The sequence below is a fragment of the Reticulibacter mediterranei genome (assembly GCF_016587455.1).
Genome location: NZ_BNJK01000001.1, coordinates 3,648,853 through 3,664,466 on the forward strand (window position 1 = coordinate 3,648,853; position 15,614 = coordinate 3,664,466).

The window sequence follows — 15,614 nt, forward strand, 5'->3', positions numbered from 1 at the left end:
ATTGTGTCGAAGAATGTTTCAAATTGTATGAAACTGGAGTATATTTCAACAGAGATTGGCCCTGCACGAAGTAGGAAGTGCTTTGTTGCGTAAAAATATATGTTGCGAGGGTTAACAAGCGAGCTACTCCAGGAAGGAAGATGCGCAGATGTTAAAAGTAATTGCCAATATTCCTATTTTTCGTCGCCTCTTTTATGCATTCTTGTTGGCGGCAGTCATTCCTGGTTTTGTAATTACATTGCTGGGAGTTTCATTCATCAACACGCAGAATGCACGTGGGCAGGCGTTACAAACAAGCCTCCGGGCATTGGAGGCATCGGGGACTGTTCGTACCTATTTGCAAGATCTCAAGTGGCAGCGGAGCCTCTCCTCTATCGGCTGGTCTCATATGAAGACCTCATCGCTAGCCGCCACAGCCCCACAAATCGCGGACAACGTACACAATTTGGAACAACAATTTGAAGGGGCGGCGCTCAATTACAAGCAGAACTATCAACTTAACACCGCTTCACAGATGGTCGGAGTGCGCTCGCAACTCCTGAGAAACGATCCCGACTCTCCCTTGCCGGATCAGCAGCAGTTGCTCCTTGACCGCGTCCTCACAAAACAGCTGCCAGCCTATAAAGCGGCGCAGGAAGAGATGCTAAGCAACCTGAAGAAAGGAAAGCTACCCACATCGACAGCATATAATGATCTGGGTCAGAAGTATACAGATTTAAAGACAACCTGGGACCAGATAACAACGATTGACACCAATGTCAGCACGACCATTGCACAAACTGGACCCACACAGAATAATCCGATCCTCATGGCAACCATCATCTCCTTTCTAGGAACGATCCTGTTCGTGACCATCATTGGTTACGTCGTGAACCTGACCATCACGCGCCCATTGCGTCAACTGGCAATGCTAACGCGGCGAATCGCAAAGGGAGAGACGAACGCACGCGCCACGATCAACAGCCAGGACGAGATCTCGATGGTCGCCACCTCTATGAACAGCATGCTCGACAACATTGTGCGACTGATCCAGGAAACACAATCGCAGCGTGACTGGTTGCAGTCCCAGGTAGAGAAGTTGGTGAGCGAGGTCAGCGGCGTTGGCGAAGGTGATCTACGCGTTGAGGCAGAAGTCACAGCAGACGCGCTTGGCGTGCTGGCCGATTCTTTCAACTACATGGTCGAAGAGCTAGGCAGCCTCGTGGTGCGCGTCAAAACGGTTGCGAACGAGGTCGAACAATTTACAACAAGTATGCTCGATCACATGACGCAGCTTGTAGAAACGGGCGATGTGCAAATCGACCAGATCGAGGAATCGGTCGGCAACGTTGAACGCATGACTGTGCTAAGCCGACAGGTGGCCGAACGAGCGCAAGGGCTGTACGAAGTAGCGCGCGTGGCTCGTCACGACGCCCAGTTAGGACGTGAATCAGTGCAGCAAGCGGTTGAAGGAATGACCCGCATTAACGACAACGTGCTGGCAACAGCTGGTAAGGTGCAAACGCTGGGCGAGCGCTCACGTGAGATCAACGAGATCGTCGAGGTTATTTCCAGCATTGCTCATCAAACAAACCGGCTGGCGCTGGATGCTGCAATCCAGGCGGCAATGGCGGGAGAGAACGGCAAGGGCTTTGGCGCAGTTGCCGCCGATATCCGCCGTCTGGCCGAACGTGCGAAAGATCAGGCTAGCATGATCGGGCGGATCGTGCGCATCGTCCGCGAAGATATAGGAGCGGTGGCTCTCTCTATGCAGGACACCGAACGAGAAACCCGCGCGGGAAGCAAATTGACGCAAGATGCTGGCGTCGCGCTGGAATCGATCTTTGCCGCTGTCGAACATCAGGCCCATGAAATCGAAAGCATCAACCAGATGGCGATGCAGCAGTTGCAATCTTCAAGTACCGCCATGCGCATCATGCAAGGAGTCTCCACAGCAACTCAGGAGGAGAGCCACAGCACACGTCAGGTCTCGCATCACATGGAGCGGCTTGCACGGCTGGTCGAGCAATTGCGCACCTCAGTTGAAGCCTTTAAGCTGCGGGACAACCAGATCTACGCCGTCTCAACCACCAGCGGCAAGCTCTCGCTGGACGACGAGCCAGAGAATCCTCTGACCGTGAGCGGCGTATTTCGCACCGTTAGCGCCACCGCACGCACAGTCAAAACGGCAGCGCCGCCGCTAGCACCAGCAACGGCCAATACTATATTGCCCCCCAGAGCGAAGACCCCTTTGCTTTTTATCCCAAAACGCCCAATCAATACCATCCCGACACTTCCTGGGAATGGAGTGATCAACCCCAGCCACAAGGGGAAGACTATCGAGAACAGCAAGCAAACAAGCAATAATTGATAGAGTGATGGGTTGTGTGAGAGAGGGGCAATGGCCGGCCATTGCCCCTCTCTCACACAACCCATCACTCTATCAATTAGTCCCAGAAAACAAAAAGGATGTTTGTTATTCGAATATAATAGAGGAGACGAGAAACCCATTGACATGCATTCGTTACTGATATATCCTAACAGTTAGAAAAACGGTAGCGAAAAATCAGTCGCTTTGCCCTTAGAAAGGCTCCCATACATGAAGTTGACAATGAAAGGGGATTATGGCCTGAGAGCGATGCTCGACATGGCCGCATATTACGGGCAAGGGCCGATTGAAAGCGCGGATATTGCAAGCCGACAATATATTCCAGAGCAATATCTCGATCAAATCCTCATGGTACTACGCAAAGAGGGTCTGGTGAAAAGTGTGCGAGGGCCAAAAGGCGGACACATGCTGGCGAAGCCACCGGGTCAGATCACTATGGCGGCGGTTATGCAGGCGCTAGAAGGATATGTGCCTCCAATGGAGTGCTTACCCAATCCAGACTTCTGCAAACTTTCTCCAGGTTGTGCTTTGCGTGAAGTCTGGCAGAAAATAGACGCTATGACACAACAGATACTAGGCACCACCACCATAGAGGAACTGGCCCAACGTCACCGTACCGGCAGCACGGAAACAATGTATTACATCTAAATGTATTGCATCCATTCTGTTGAAGCTGATTAATATGGGGGTAGCATGTCTGAAGGCTGAGGAAGATGAATGTGTGAGTATGCAAAGGGGATGGTAGCACGTGGCAGACGCATCGGACAAACGCAAGCTAATAGCAATTGTTGAGGATGACCCGCGCCTGGCCGATATGTTTCACGACATGTTAGGCCGGTTTGGTAGCTGGCGACTCCACGTCTTTACAGATGGGCAGGCGGCTAAAGATCAGTTACCTGATATATGCGCACATCTCATTCTACTTGATGTTGGATTACCTAATCTTGACGGTGTATCCCTCTACAAGATACTGCGCGGGCACAGCAATACGAAAAATACACCCATCATTGTGATTACAGGCAGCTACGATTGGGAACTGCATCGCATGGGGCTGCAAACGGGATTTCTACTCCGCAAACCTTTTAGTATGAAAGAATTAATTGATATCATTCACGCCTTGCTGCCTGAAGAAAAGGATGGATGACGAAGGATGACAGAGAATTCATGACCGATTGGGAAAAAAGCGTGATCAACCTCATCGGTCGCACTCCCATCGTCGAACTACAGCGTTTTGTAACTGCGTCCGGGGGAACGGCAGCGACGGTGCTCGCCAAACTAGAGATGTTCAGTCCAGGGGGAAGCTCGAAAGATCGTGTCGCCTGGCAGATGATCCACGATGCAGAAACGCAAGGGCTGCTGCGGCCCGGCTCGATCATTACAGAGCCAACAAGCGGCAACATGGGTATCTCACTGGCTTGTATGGCGGCGGCGCGTGGTTATCGCTGCATTCTTACTATGCCCGATACGATCAGTTTGGAACGTCGCTTACTCATCCAACGTTTTGGCGCTCAGATTATCCTCACTCCCGGCAATCAGGGCATGCGCGGAGCAATCAACAAGGTGGTCGAACTGCGCACCACCCTCCCCAACGTCTGGTATCCCCAACAATTCTACAATCAGGCCAACCCACGTGCCCATCGCGAAACTACAGCCGTCGAGATCTGGGAGCAAACCGAAGGCCAGGTTGATATCGTCGTGATTGGCGTTGGCACCGGCGGCACGCTCACCGGAATTGCTGAGGGCTTACGCGAGCGCAAACCGTCCATCGAAGTTGTCGCCGTTGAACCGGCTTCGTGCGCCATCCTTTCGGGCAAGCGACCAGGCCCTCATCGCATCGAGGGGCTGGGGCCTGGCTTCATTCCCGATACCCTGCGCGTCGATCTCATCGATCGAGTCATCCCTGCCACCGATCATGACGCCGTTGAGACCGCAATCTGTCTGATGAAGGAGGAGGGTCTCTCCATCGGTATCAGCAGCGGCGCGGTTGCCTGGGCCACACTGCAAGAGGCGCGCAAAGAGCAAAATCGCGGCAAAGTGATTGTGACGGTCTTTCCCAGCGCCGCCGAACGCTATCTGCAAACCATTCTCTTCGATGACCTGCGCACCAACCAGCGCTCATAGCGTCCCCTTGCTTGCAAACCGGGCGGCTCCATCTGAACCCATCAATACGAGAGGATGAGTAAACGAATTTCTAATCGGGAGGCATTTTGCTGTAACCTATCCTTGCCCCTGAATCGTTCTAAGTATGAGGATGAAGAGACGAAGGCATTTCCTCTCTTCATATTGGACCTGGAACAAAATAATCCAGTTATTGTTCATGCGCGTTGGTATCTTTGAGGCAAAATATGATGCAGTCCGTTACAGAGATACACTGTTTTCGCCTGGGGCAACACGCATACAGGCGTATCTCTCTTCTCAGCTGGCTAATGGCAAGTGGCCTCCTATGCGGTGCCGCCCTTGCCGTGTTTCTCTGCGTCACTGTATGGCAAAGCTACGACCATACATTTACCTTCTACTTAAAATGGCAAGACGCTCTGGTCGCTTTATCCGCATTCACAACATTTCTCACACTTGGTGGTATCGCTCTCATTTTCCGTTTCCTGTTCGCCCTGCATTCCGGTTATAAGCACGACATGATTACACTCGAAGGCAGCCTGCTTACGGCGCGTGATCTCTCTCCCTTGAACCTTGCCAGCATCTTCTGGATGATGAATAGCGCCTTCTGGTGTGCCGTCGTCGTCGTGATTGGGCTGTTTCCCGCCATCTTGATCGGCTGGACGCTACACCTCTCCTCGCCGGTCTTATCGATTGTCCTGACAACGATTGTTGGTATCCTCTGCCTGGCTGGTCTGGCTGCAAGCATTGTTGCCGCTATCTTCATCGGCATCGGTTGCATCGGTGCCTTCAAATCAGCGCGCAATCTGGGGGAAGCACATAGATACGAGCTAAGCAGCCGCACCAACGTCAGCGTCGATAATTTCGAGTTGAGCATCATCCATCCTGGCCGCCCTGAATCGATGGTCGATCTCAACCTGCTGGCAAAAGAAGATTGGCACCAGTTGCTCGCACTACTGCACAAGCGCTGGATCGATACAGAGAAAGAATGGAATCCAGAACTGGGTGAAGAAATCAGTGCAGTATTACCAGAAGTTGAAGATGGTCTGTTAGCGACGGCGTGATGACTTTTCAAAATTCCGTCAAATTCATTAAAAAATGGGAATAATCTGGCACAGATTTCCGTTATTAATGATGGAATTGTCTTTGTCTAAAGCGAAAGTCCCACGAATGAACGTGATAGAACACCTTTCTTTAACCATACAGTGCAACCGACAACCGTAGGAGAGTATTGACATCTACTGGCAAAAGTAGTATACTTGCCTCTTGCCAGTGGATGTATACTAAAAGCATTGGTGGATGATATACAACCTGGGAAATCTCAACACAGATACGAGCCAAGAGAAGAAAATAAGCAACGTAAAGACACACATTACTTCCCCGATACATGAGGATATCTGTTATTGGTTATCAGCCGCACCGGGCTTCATCTTCGATTTACGAACACGATGCCGTAATGCGTTATGATGCAACAATGGGTCTATCCTGATCAGCAGTTGGAGAAGGAATGTGCCGTTTTTGCTGTTCACGGTCTATCTGTTTGACGTGTATACATTTCCTTATGAGGGGGGCTATGTGTGTGGACAGTTTTGCGAACGACTTGTTCAAGTAGAGGAGTAGGAGTAACCGCTTATGTGTAGCTATGAGCGGTTACTTTTCTTGTCATAGACCGTTTCACAACACAGGCATCATAGGCAATTATCTCATTTTCCGTTTTCCGTTACTTACACAGAGGGGTGCGCTTCTCCGTGCCTCTCGATTTCCTCTATGGGCGAATAGGTGAGAGGAGAATACCACATATGGCAGTAAGCACAAAGGCCGTTGCCCTCCCGGAACGTGTCTCTTTTGCACGTATCCCGGACATACGACCTATGCCTGGCCTGATTCAGATTCAGCTTGATTCTTTTGAATGGTTTAAGAAAGAAGGTCTGCGCGAACTCTTTGAAGAAATCTCTCCTATCGAAGACTTTACTGGCAAAAATCTCAGTCTAGAATTTATTGTACCACCTGAACCCTTCGGCAAGCCAAAATACTCAGAGGACGAGTGCCGTGACCGCGACGCCACCTATTCCGCTCCTCTCACAGTCAAAGCTCGCCTGATTAATAAAGAAACCGGCGAAATCATCGAGAAGGATATCTTCATGGGTGATTTCCCCCTCATGACACGCGAAGGCACCTTCATTATCAATGGAGCCGAGCGCGTCGTGGTCAGCCAGCTCGTCCGCTCTCCCGGCGTCTACTATACCGTCGATGAAGATGCAACCACTGGCAAAAAACTATACGCGGCAAAACTTATTCCGGGACGTGGTGCGTGGCTAGAGTTTGAGACCAGCAACAAAAATTTGCTCACCGTCAAGATCGACCGCAAGCGCAAGTTGCCGGTGACGACCTTGCTGCGCGCGATTGCGTCGCTGGCAAAAGAACACTGGCACGCCGAAGAGCTTGACCTCTCAACGGACCAGGGCATTCTCGATGCCTTCGCTGACGTGGATAACGATGCTAACGTTCGCTATATTCAGGCGACGCTGGACCGCGATCCGGTCAAGAAGGAAGACGAGGCATTGCTTGAGCTGTACAAAAAGCTGCGCCCGGGCGATCCGGCCACGTTGGAGAATGCGCGCTCACTGGTGCGCAACCTCTTCTTCAATCCACGCCGCTACGATCTGGGCAGCGTCGGACGCTACAAGCTCAATCGCAAGCTTGACCTGACCGTACCACAGCATCAACGCATCCTCACTCAGGATGATCTGGTCAATATTATTCGTCGTCTGGTATCTCTAAACCTGGGCCGAGGGCGCAAAGATGATATCGACCACCTGGGCAACCGCCGTGTACGCTGCGTTGGCGAACTGATCCAGACCCAGTTCCGCGTGGGACTGCTGCGTATGGAACGCGTCGTCAAAGAGCGCATGAGCATTCAGGAACCCGGACAGGCAACCCCTAACGCGTTAATTAATATTCGTCCGGTCGTCGCCGCAATGAAAGAGTTCTTTGGTGGGAGCCAGCTTTCCCAGTTCATGGACCAGACCAATGCACTCGCGGAGATCGGACATAAGCGTCGTCTCTCGGCACTTGGTCCTGGCGGTCTCTCCCGTGATCGCGCTGGATTCGATGTCCGTGACGTTCACCAATCGCACTACGGCCGCATCTGCCCGATTGAGACCCCAGAAGGTCCAAACATCGGTCTGATCGGTAACTTAGCAACCTATGGGCAGATCAACCCTTATGGGTTCATCGAGACCCCTTATCGCAAGGTTTATAAACGTCTGGCTGCTAACGATCCACGATTGGTGGGGCGCGAGTTCCGAGGCGTGATTGGTCACGAGCGCGAAGATGTGAAGCTACCCGATGGCACCGTTCTTGTCAAAGCTCGTGGCTATGTCCGCGTTGATGACATTCTCTTCAAGCAGTTGTCCGAACTGCTGGGCGATGCTCCCGTGCGCATCAAGCCCTTCGTTTCTGACGAGGTGGATTATCACACCGCCGATGACGAAGAGAACTACTGGATCGCACAGGCCAACGTCAAACTGACCGAGAACAACGAGTTTGCTGAAGAGCGCGTGCTGGCTCGCTACCAGGGTGAGTTTGCTGAAGAGCGCTCCGATAGCATCGATTTTATGGATGTCTCGCCTCGGCAGACCGTCAGCGTCGCTACCGCGCTGATCCCGTTCCTGGAGCACGACGACGTGAACCGCGCACTCATGGGCGCGAACATGCAGAGGCAGGCGGTCCCGCTGCTGCGTCCACAGTCTCCAATCTGCGGCACCGGCATCGAGCGACAAGTTGCCGTCGACTCCGGCCAGGTGATCCTGAGCCTGACAGATGGAGAGGTGATGTCCTCGACGGCGCGCAAGATCGAGGTGATGGACGAGGACGGCGAACTGCATACCTATCGTCTGCGCAAGTTCATTCGTACCAACGCTGGCACTTGCATCAACCAGCGCCCCATCGTTAACAAGGGCGACCGGGTGAACGCGGGACAGGTGATTGCTGATAGCTCCTCAACCGAGTTGGGTGAACTGGCGCTGGGTCAGAACATCCTGGTGGCCTTCATGAGCTGGGAGGGCGGCAACTTTGAGGACGCCATCCTGATCAGCGAGGGCATCGTGCGTGACGACTACTTCACCTCGATCCATATCGAAAAGTACGAGGTGGAGGCACGCGATACGAAGCTGGGGCCAGAAGAGATCACACGCGACATCCCTAACGTGGGTGAAGAGGGATTGCGCAACCTCGACGAGCGCGGCATCATCTATGTCGGGGCAGAGGTCGGCGCTCAGGATATCCTGGTCGGCAAGATCACCCCGAAAGGCGAGACCGAACTGACGGCAGAAGAGAAGCTGCTGCGTGCCATCTTCGGTGAAAAAGCTCGTGAGGTCAAAGATACCTCGCTGCGTGTACCACACGGCGAGCGCGGTAAAGTTGTCGAGGTCAAGATCTTCTCGCGTGAGGCTGGCGACGAGCTCCCTCCCGGCGTGAACCAACTGGTCCGGGTCAGCATTGCACAGAAGCGCAAGATCGGCGCTGGCGACAAGATGGCGGGACGGCACGGCAATAAAGGCGTCATTTCTCGCGTTCTGCCGATTGAGGATATGCCCTTCCTGCCCGATGGCACCCCGGTTGACATCATTCTCAATCCGCTAGGTGTGCCGCACCGCATGAATATCGGTCAGATCATGGAGACCCACCTGGGCTGGGCTGCCAACATGCTTGGTTTCAAAATCGCAACCCCCGTTTTTGATGGGGCCAGCGAGGAAGACATCGAAGAGATGCTGCGTCGCGCCAATCTGCCAGATTCGGGTAAAGTGCAGTTGTTTGACGGACGCACTGGCGAACCCTTCGACCATCCGGTCACGGTTGGCTACACCTATATGTTGAAGCTGGCCCACCTGGTCGAAGATAAAGTACATGCCCGTTCAACCGGCCCATACAGCCTGATTACTCAGCAGCCGTTGGGTGGAAAGGCGCAGTTTGGTGGGCAGCGCTTCGGTGAGATGGAGGTTTGGGCGTTGGAAGCTTACGGAGCTGCCCATATCCTTCAAGAGATCCTCACCGTCAAATCCGACGACGTGGTGGGTCGCGTCAAGACCTACGAGGCCATCGTCAAGGGCGAAAACATTATGGAACCTGGCGTGCCAGAGTCGTTTAAAGTGCTGGTCAAAGAATTGCAAAGCCTGGGCATTAACGTTGAAGTCCTCAACGAAGATGAACAGAAAATTCAATTCGTTGAAGACACTTCAAGTGATGTGATGCCGGAACTGGGAATTAATCTATCCGGTTTCGAGGGAGATCAATAACGTAGGGAATAATCACCTCAAGATACACCATTACCTTTTTATTCAGACTGACAACGACGCGGTGCGTCTAGCCTCCGGCTCAGTCAGTCAGAAAGGTAGCACCTGTTGTGCATGGTGTGCCCACTCCTCCACTAGCGGCGGAGTGGGACATCATGCCTATGTCCCTACTTGCAGGAGGTAGCATGCTCGAAGTCAACGATTTTAACGCTATCCGTATCAGCCTTGCCAGCCCCGAGCAAATTCGCAGCTGGAGCTATGGCGAGGTCACGAAACCGGAAACTATCAACTACCGTACACTCAAACCGGAGAAGGACGGCCTGTTCTGTGAGCGTATCTTTGGACCGACCAAAGACTGGGAGTGTTACTGCGGTAAATATAAGCGAGTCCGCTTTAAGGGCATCGTTTGTGATAAATGCGGCGTCGAAGTGGCACGTTCTAAAGTGCGACGCGAGCGCATGGGCCATATCGAACTGGCTTCCCCGGTCAGCCATATCTGGTACTTCAAGGGAACGCCCAGCCGCATCGGTCTGCTGCTCGACCTCTCGCCCCGTAACCTGGAGCGCATCCTCTACTTTGCACTCTATGTAGTGACCAATGTTGACGAGGAAGCCCGCCAGCGCGAACTGATGCGCCTGGACGAAGAGATGGTCTCGCTGGAACAGAATCTCGACAGCAAGGTGCTGGATCGCATCAATAACCTGCGCACCCAGCGCGATAGTGCTATTCAAGAGACGGAACAGCGCTATTCGCAGACCAGCCGTCAGGAGATCGAAGAGAAACGGGAGCAGGATCTCGAAGCAGCACGCCGCGCCGAGAGCGATACACTCTCCGAACTGCGCGACTCGATGGGTCAGGCAACCGATTACGATATCATCTTCGCTCCGACCGATACCGTCATCGTCAAAGCGAACGATGTCGTCTCACCCAAACATCTTGAAGTGCTTGAGCGCGTCGCGGAGACGGCCCGTAACGCCATCGCAGAACAGGCACGCCGCGAACTGGATGCCTCCCAATCAGAGGGACGACGCGAGACGGATCGCCTGGGCTTAGAGTTCCAGGGCAAAATCGATTCGGCTCAGTCGCAGCTTGAGAAGGAGCGCAACGAGAATCGTCAGCGCCTCGAACAGTTGCGCCGCGACCTGGAGGGGATCAAGAAAATGGATCTGCTTCAGGAAAATCGCTATCGCGAACTGAAAGATGCCTTTGGCGATGTCTTCCGCGCAGGTATGGGAGCCGAGGCTGTTCGTGAGTTGATCTCGAACATCGACCTGGATAAACTCTCAGGTGATCTGCGCCATGAGATCAGTTCGACGGTTGGACAGCGCCGCAAAAAGGCCACCAAACGTCTGAAGGTCGTCGAGGCTTTCCGCAAATCTGCCACTTCGCCGGAGTGGATGATCCTGACTGTACTACCAGTGCTACCTCCTGATCTGCGCCCAATGGTACAGCTCGACGGCGGACGCTTCGCAACTTCGGACCTGAACGACCTGTATCGCCGCGTAATCAACCGCAACAACCGTCTCAAACGCTTGCTTGAGTTGGGTGCGCCGGAGATCATCATCCGCAACGAGAAGCGCATGCTGCAAGAAGCCTGCGATGCTCTGATCGATAATGGTCGTCGCGGTCGTGCGGTGGCTGGCTCGGGCAACCATAAGCTCAAGAGCCTGTCCGATATGCTCAAAGGCAAACAGGGTCGCTTCCGTCAGAACTTGCTTGGTAAGCGTGTGGACTACTCCGGTCGCTCCGTGATCGTGGTTGGCCCAGACCTGAAACTGCACCAGTGCGGCCTGCCAAAACGTATGGCGCTGGAACTGTTCAAGCCCTTTGTCATGCGCAAACTGGTCGAGCAGAACTTTGCTCACAATATCAAGAGCGCAAAACGCTTTGTCGAGCGCGTCAAGCCGGAGGTCTGGGACGTGCTGGAAGAGGTCATTAAGGACCATCCAGTGCTGCTCAACCGCGCACCAACGCTGCACCGACTTGGTATTCAGGCATTTGAAGCCGTGCTTGTTGAAGGTAGCGCCATTCAGCTCCACCCGCTGGTGTGTTCTGCCTTCAACGCCGACTTCGATGGAGACCAGATGGCCGTTCACGTGCCGCTCTCCGACAAAGCGCAGGACGAGGCCCGTCAGTTTATGATGTCCAACCGCAACCTGCTCTCGCCCGCCGATGGCAAACCATCGATTGGTGCTAGCCAGGATATGGTGCTGGGCTGCTTCTACCTGACACAGGATCGTCCGAACAAGCGAGGCGAGGGTCGCGTCTTCACCGATGCATCCGAGGCGCTGCTGGCCTTCCAGCACGGCATCATTGAACTCCAGGCGCTCATCAAAGTGCGTATTGGCGATGTAGACGTGTATGACGAGCCACCTCCAGCCAAACCTGTCATTCATGGCAACGGCAAATTGGTAACAACGACGGTCGGGCGTCTGATCTTCAACGAAGCCCTGCCGGAGCGCATCCGTTACCGCAACTACGCCATGAAAAAGGAAAACCTGAAACAGATCATAGCCGACTGCTTCAAAGTCTATGGACGTGTCAAGACAACGGAGCTTGCCGACGAGATCAAGCGCCTGGGCTTCTCATATGCCACCAAAGCCGGTGCCACCATCGCCATTAGCGATGTCAAAGTGCCGACTGGCAAACAGGAAGAACTGGCAAAAGCTGACGCCAGGATCTCGGAGTTGGAAGAGCAGTATCGTGAAGGTCTGATCACCGACAACGAGAAATATCAGCAGACCGTTGATATCTGGAACGAAGTTACCGACAATGTAACTAAGATGGTGGAGGCCACGCTCGATCCGTTCGGCTCGATCTACACCATTGCAAAGTCGGGCGCGACCAAAGCAAAGTTCCAGCAGATCCGTCAGTTGTCCGGTATGCGTGGTCTGATGGCAAGTCCGTCTGGTAAGATCATCGCCATTCCTATTCGTGGTAACTTCCGCGAAGGCCTGAGCGTGTTGGAGTACTTTATCAGTAGTCACGGCGCTCGTAAAGGTCTGGCCGATACAGCCCTGCGTACTGCTGAGTCTGGCTATCTCACGCGCCGCCTCATCGACGTGGCACAGGATGTCATCGTCACTGAAGAGGATTGCGGTACAACTGAGGGCGTGTTGATTACCAACACCGATTCAGTTGGCATGGGTCTGGATAGCTTGAAAGACCGTGTCACTGGTCGTATTCTGGCTGAGGCCATTCCTGGCTTTGACCACATCCTGCCCGGCGACGAGCTAACCGACGAGATGGTTGACGAGATCGTCGCAGCTGGTGTCGAGGCTGTCCGTGTCCACTCGGTCCTGACCTGTCTGGCACGACGCGGTATCTGCCGCAAGTGCTACGGACGTGATCTGGCCGCGAACACGCTGGTTCGCCCCGGAACGGCGGTCGGTATCATCGCCGCCCAGTCCATCGGTGAGCCTGGCACGCAGTTGACCATGCGTACCTTCCACACCGGAGGTATTGCAGGAGCGCAGGGAGACATCACGCAAGGTCTGCCACGCGTCGAAGAGCTGTTCGAGGCTCGTGTGCCGAAGGACAAATCAGAGATCAGTGAGATCGATGGTGTGGTGGAGATCGTCAAAGACGAGTCTACCAATGCACGTACGGTTCGCGTCGTCTCTACCAACGTCTTCTTCGACGAGTATCCAGTGCCACAGGGAACGCAAACCCTGGTTGGCGATCACGATCATGTTCAGAAGGAACAGATCATCGCGCTCATGCCAGCCGAGAACGGTGGAGAGCCGGTCCCGGTCACGTCCCGCACGGAAGGCGTCGCCATCATCAACGCGGAAGGCTCGCTGGTCATCCGCTTCGAGGAGAGCGAAGAGCGTTCGTATCCGGTGCCAGCATCGCGCAATATCGTGGTCAGCAACGGCCAGAAAATTCAGGCTGGTACACCGATTACCGCCGGACAGCGCGACCCGCAGGATGTCTTGCGCATCCAGGGACGCGAAGCGGTGCAACTGTACCTGGTCAAAGAGGTGCAGCGTGTGTACCGTAATACTGGTGTGTATATCAACGACAAACACATCGAAGTTATCATTCGTCAGATGTTGAGGCGCGTCAAAGTCGATGATCCTGGCGACACCGAGATGCTGCCAAACGATCTGGTTGATCGCTTTGTCTACGCGGACACCAACGCACGCGTGCTGGCCGAAGGTGGAGAGCCGGCGACCGCACAGACCGTGCTGCTGGGTGTCACGAAGGCATCGCTCAACACAGATAGCTTCCTGGCTGCGGCCTCCTTCCAGGAGACGACCCGCGTGCTGACGGAGGCGGCAATCGAGGCACAGACCGATCACCTGGTTGGTCTGAAAGAAAACGTGATCATCGGTAAGCTGATACCAGCCGGTTCTGGTATCATCCAGCGGCGGCGAGAGCAGTTGGCCCGTCAACAGGCGGCTGCGGCCCGGCTCAACCCGATCCCGGTTGGGGTAGGAGTCGTCTCTGGCAGCACGGTTGGATCGAGTAGTCCACTTGGTCTAACACTTGACGGCAGCGATGAAGAATGATATCATATCAAACCGCGTAGTGTGATACAAAATGTCGCGGATAGCTATGCTATCCGCGCCTTTATTCCGTTATCAATAGATTTGTTGAACGAGGACAGGGAGGATCTTTCCTTGCCGACGATTAATCAGTTAATTCGTAAGGGGCGCAAGCAGAAGCAGAAAAAAGTGAAAGCCCCCGCGCTGTTGTATTCGTACAACGCGCTGAAAAACCGAACCTCACGTCTGCGGGGTTCCCCACAAAAGCGTGGTGTCTGCACCCAGGTGCGTACTATGACACCCAAAAAGCCGAATTCGGCAATGCGTAAGATTGCTCGTGTTCGTCTGTCGAACCAGATGGAGGTCACGGCCTACATTCCTGGTGAAGGACATAATTTGCAGGAACACTCGGTTGTACTCATTCGCGGTGGTCGTGTGAAAGACCTCCCAAGCGTACGTTACCATATTGTTCGCGGCACATTGGATAGCGATGGCGTTTCCAAGCGCCGCAGAGGTCGCTCCAAATATGGGGCCAAGCGACCGAAACCCGGACAGGCAGCGGCTCCCGCTAAAGGGAAGCGCTAAGCTCGTCTGGAATCGATAAGATACCGCCTGAGCGCCGTCAGGTAGGTCGGTCATCACGGTCATCGTGTTTCTCACATGGTGATAGTCGGGTGTCCTCCTGGTTTGCCAGCCATGAGGGATCGTTTCTGCGATTGGAATTTGGCGATAGAAGTGGAACCGTCGAAAGGATAGGCACCCGCACGTAGGCGTCCGAGAGCGATTGAGGGGAGAAGATCCTCGTCAATCTGATCGACGCCTTTTCTGGTGTCTGTAACAATCAGTCTCTTACATGGCAACTGAGGAGGCAACATAATGCCAAGACGAAAACGAGTAGTGCGGCGGCCTGATGTGCCGGATGCAAAATACAAGAGCCGCAATGCGGCCCGCTTCATCAACAAACTGATGTTGGATGGGAAGCGTAGCCTGGCTGAGCGTATTCTTTACGATGCGCTGGATGCCATTGAAGCAAAACAGAAGCGTGCTCCCATCGATGTGTTTGAGCAGGCTGTCAAAAATGCAACACCTAGTATCGAAGTAAAACCCCGCCGTGTCGGTGGTTCAACGTACCAGGTCCCGGTCGATGTTCGCCGTGACCGAGGAAATGCGTTAGCCATGCGTTGGTTGATTAAAGCGGCCCGCTCCCGTAACGGTCGCACGATGTCAGAGAAATTGGCTAATGAGCTAATGGACGCAGCGGCGGGTCAAGGCGCAACCATAAAAAAACGTGAGGAGACCCACAAAATGGCGGAGTCCAACAGAGCCTTCGCCCATTATCGCTGGTAA

Annotated in this window: 9 protein-coding genes; all 9 read left to right on the forward strand. The window is 53.8% G+C overall.

All coding sequences use genetic code 11. The features are described 5' to 3' along the window. Window positions 1-148: 148 nt before the first annotated feature. The 9 genes from K3T83_RS15580 to rpsG all read left to right on the forward strand — a co-directional run bounded on the left by K3T83_RS15580 (window position 149) and on the right by rpsG (window position 15,614). Window positions 149-2,350 carry a methyl-accepting chemotaxis protein gene (locus K3T83_RS15580; protein ID WP_220203889.1) on the forward strand — a complete coding sequence of 734 codons (2,202 nt, stop codon included), beginning with the start codon at window positions 149-151 and terminating at the stop codon, window positions 2,348-2,350. Window positions 2,351-2,578: 228 nt separating this feature from the next. Beyond that, window positions 2,579-3,016, forward strand: a complete 438-nt coding sequence (locus K3T83_RS15585) for an RrF2 family transcriptional regulator (RefSeq protein WP_220203890.1) — start codon at window positions 2,579-2,581, stop codon at window positions 3,014-3,016. Between the two features lie 100 nt (window positions 3,017-3,116). Then, on the forward strand, window positions 3,117-3,512 hold the full coding sequence (locus K3T83_RS15590) for a response regulator transcription factor (RefSeq protein WP_220203891.1): 396 nt from the start codon (window positions 3,117-3,119) through the stop codon (window positions 3,510-3,512). A gap of 20 nt (window positions 3,513-3,532) precedes the next feature. Further along, window positions 3,533-4,489, forward strand: coding sequence for a cysteine synthase A (cysK, locus tag K3T83_RS15595; RefSeq protein ID WP_220203892.1), 957 nt, complete (start codon window positions 3,533-3,535; stop codon window positions 4,487-4,489). Between the two features lie 224 nt (window positions 4,490-4,713). Further along, entirely contained in the window at window positions 4,714-5,547 is an 834-nt protein-coding gene (locus tag K3T83_RS15600; RefSeq protein ID WP_220203893.1) for a hypothetical protein, read from the forward strand. 735 nt (window positions 5,548-6,282) lie between these two features. Continuing rightward, window positions 6,283-9,780, forward strand: a complete 3,498-nt coding sequence (rpoB, locus tag K3T83_RS15605; protein ID WP_220203894.1) for a DNA-directed RNA polymerase subunit beta — start codon at window positions 6,283-6,285, stop codon at window positions 9,778-9,780. A gap of 182 nt (window positions 9,781-9,962) precedes the next feature. Next, entirely contained in the window at window positions 9,963-14,291 is a 4,329-nt protein-coding gene (gene rpoC, locus K3T83_RS15610; RefSeq protein WP_220203895.1) for a DNA-directed RNA polymerase subunit beta', read from the forward strand. Window positions 14,292-14,402: 111 nt separating this feature from the next. After that, on the forward strand, window positions 14,403-14,852 hold the full coding sequence (rpsL, locus tag K3T83_RS15615) for a 30S ribosomal protein S12 (protein ID WP_220203896.1): 450 nt from the start codon (window positions 14,403-14,405) through the stop codon (window positions 14,850-14,852). Window positions 14,853-15,143: 291 nt separating this feature from the next. Then, entirely contained in the window at window positions 15,144-15,614 is a 471-nt protein-coding gene (gene rpsG, locus K3T83_RS15620; protein ID WP_220203897.1) for a 30S ribosomal protein S7, read from the forward strand.

What these genes read in the sequence shown, in the direction of transcription:
- K3T83_RS15600 (WP_220203893.1), top strand. Translation starts at nt 4,714, where the DNA reads ATGATGCAGTCCGTTACAGAGATACACTGTTTTCGCCTGGGGCAACAC.
- cysK (WP_220203892.1), top strand. Translation starts at nt 3,533, where the DNA reads ATGACCGATTGGGAAAAAAGCGTGATCAACCTCATCGGTCGCACTCCC.
- K3T83_RS15580 (WP_220203889.1), top strand. Translation starts at nt 149, where the DNA reads ATGTTAAAAGTAATTGCCAATATTCCTATTTTTCGTCGCCTCTTTTAT.
- K3T83_RS15585 (WP_220203890.1), top strand. Translation starts at nt 2,579, where the DNA reads ATGAAGTTGACAATGAAAGGGGATTATGGCCTGAGAGCGATGCTCGAC.
- rpsG (WP_220203897.1), top strand. Translation starts at nt 15,144, where the DNA reads ATGCCAAGACGAAAACGAGTAGTGCGGCGGCCTGATGTGCCGGATGCA.
- rpoB (WP_220203894.1), top strand. Translation starts at nt 6,283, where the DNA reads ATGGCAGTAAGCACAAAGGCCGTTGCCCTCCCGGAACGTGTCTCTTTT.
- rpoC (WP_220203895.1), top strand. Translation starts at nt 9,963, where the DNA reads ATGCTCGAAGTCAACGATTTTAACGCTATCCGTATCAGCCTTGCCAGC.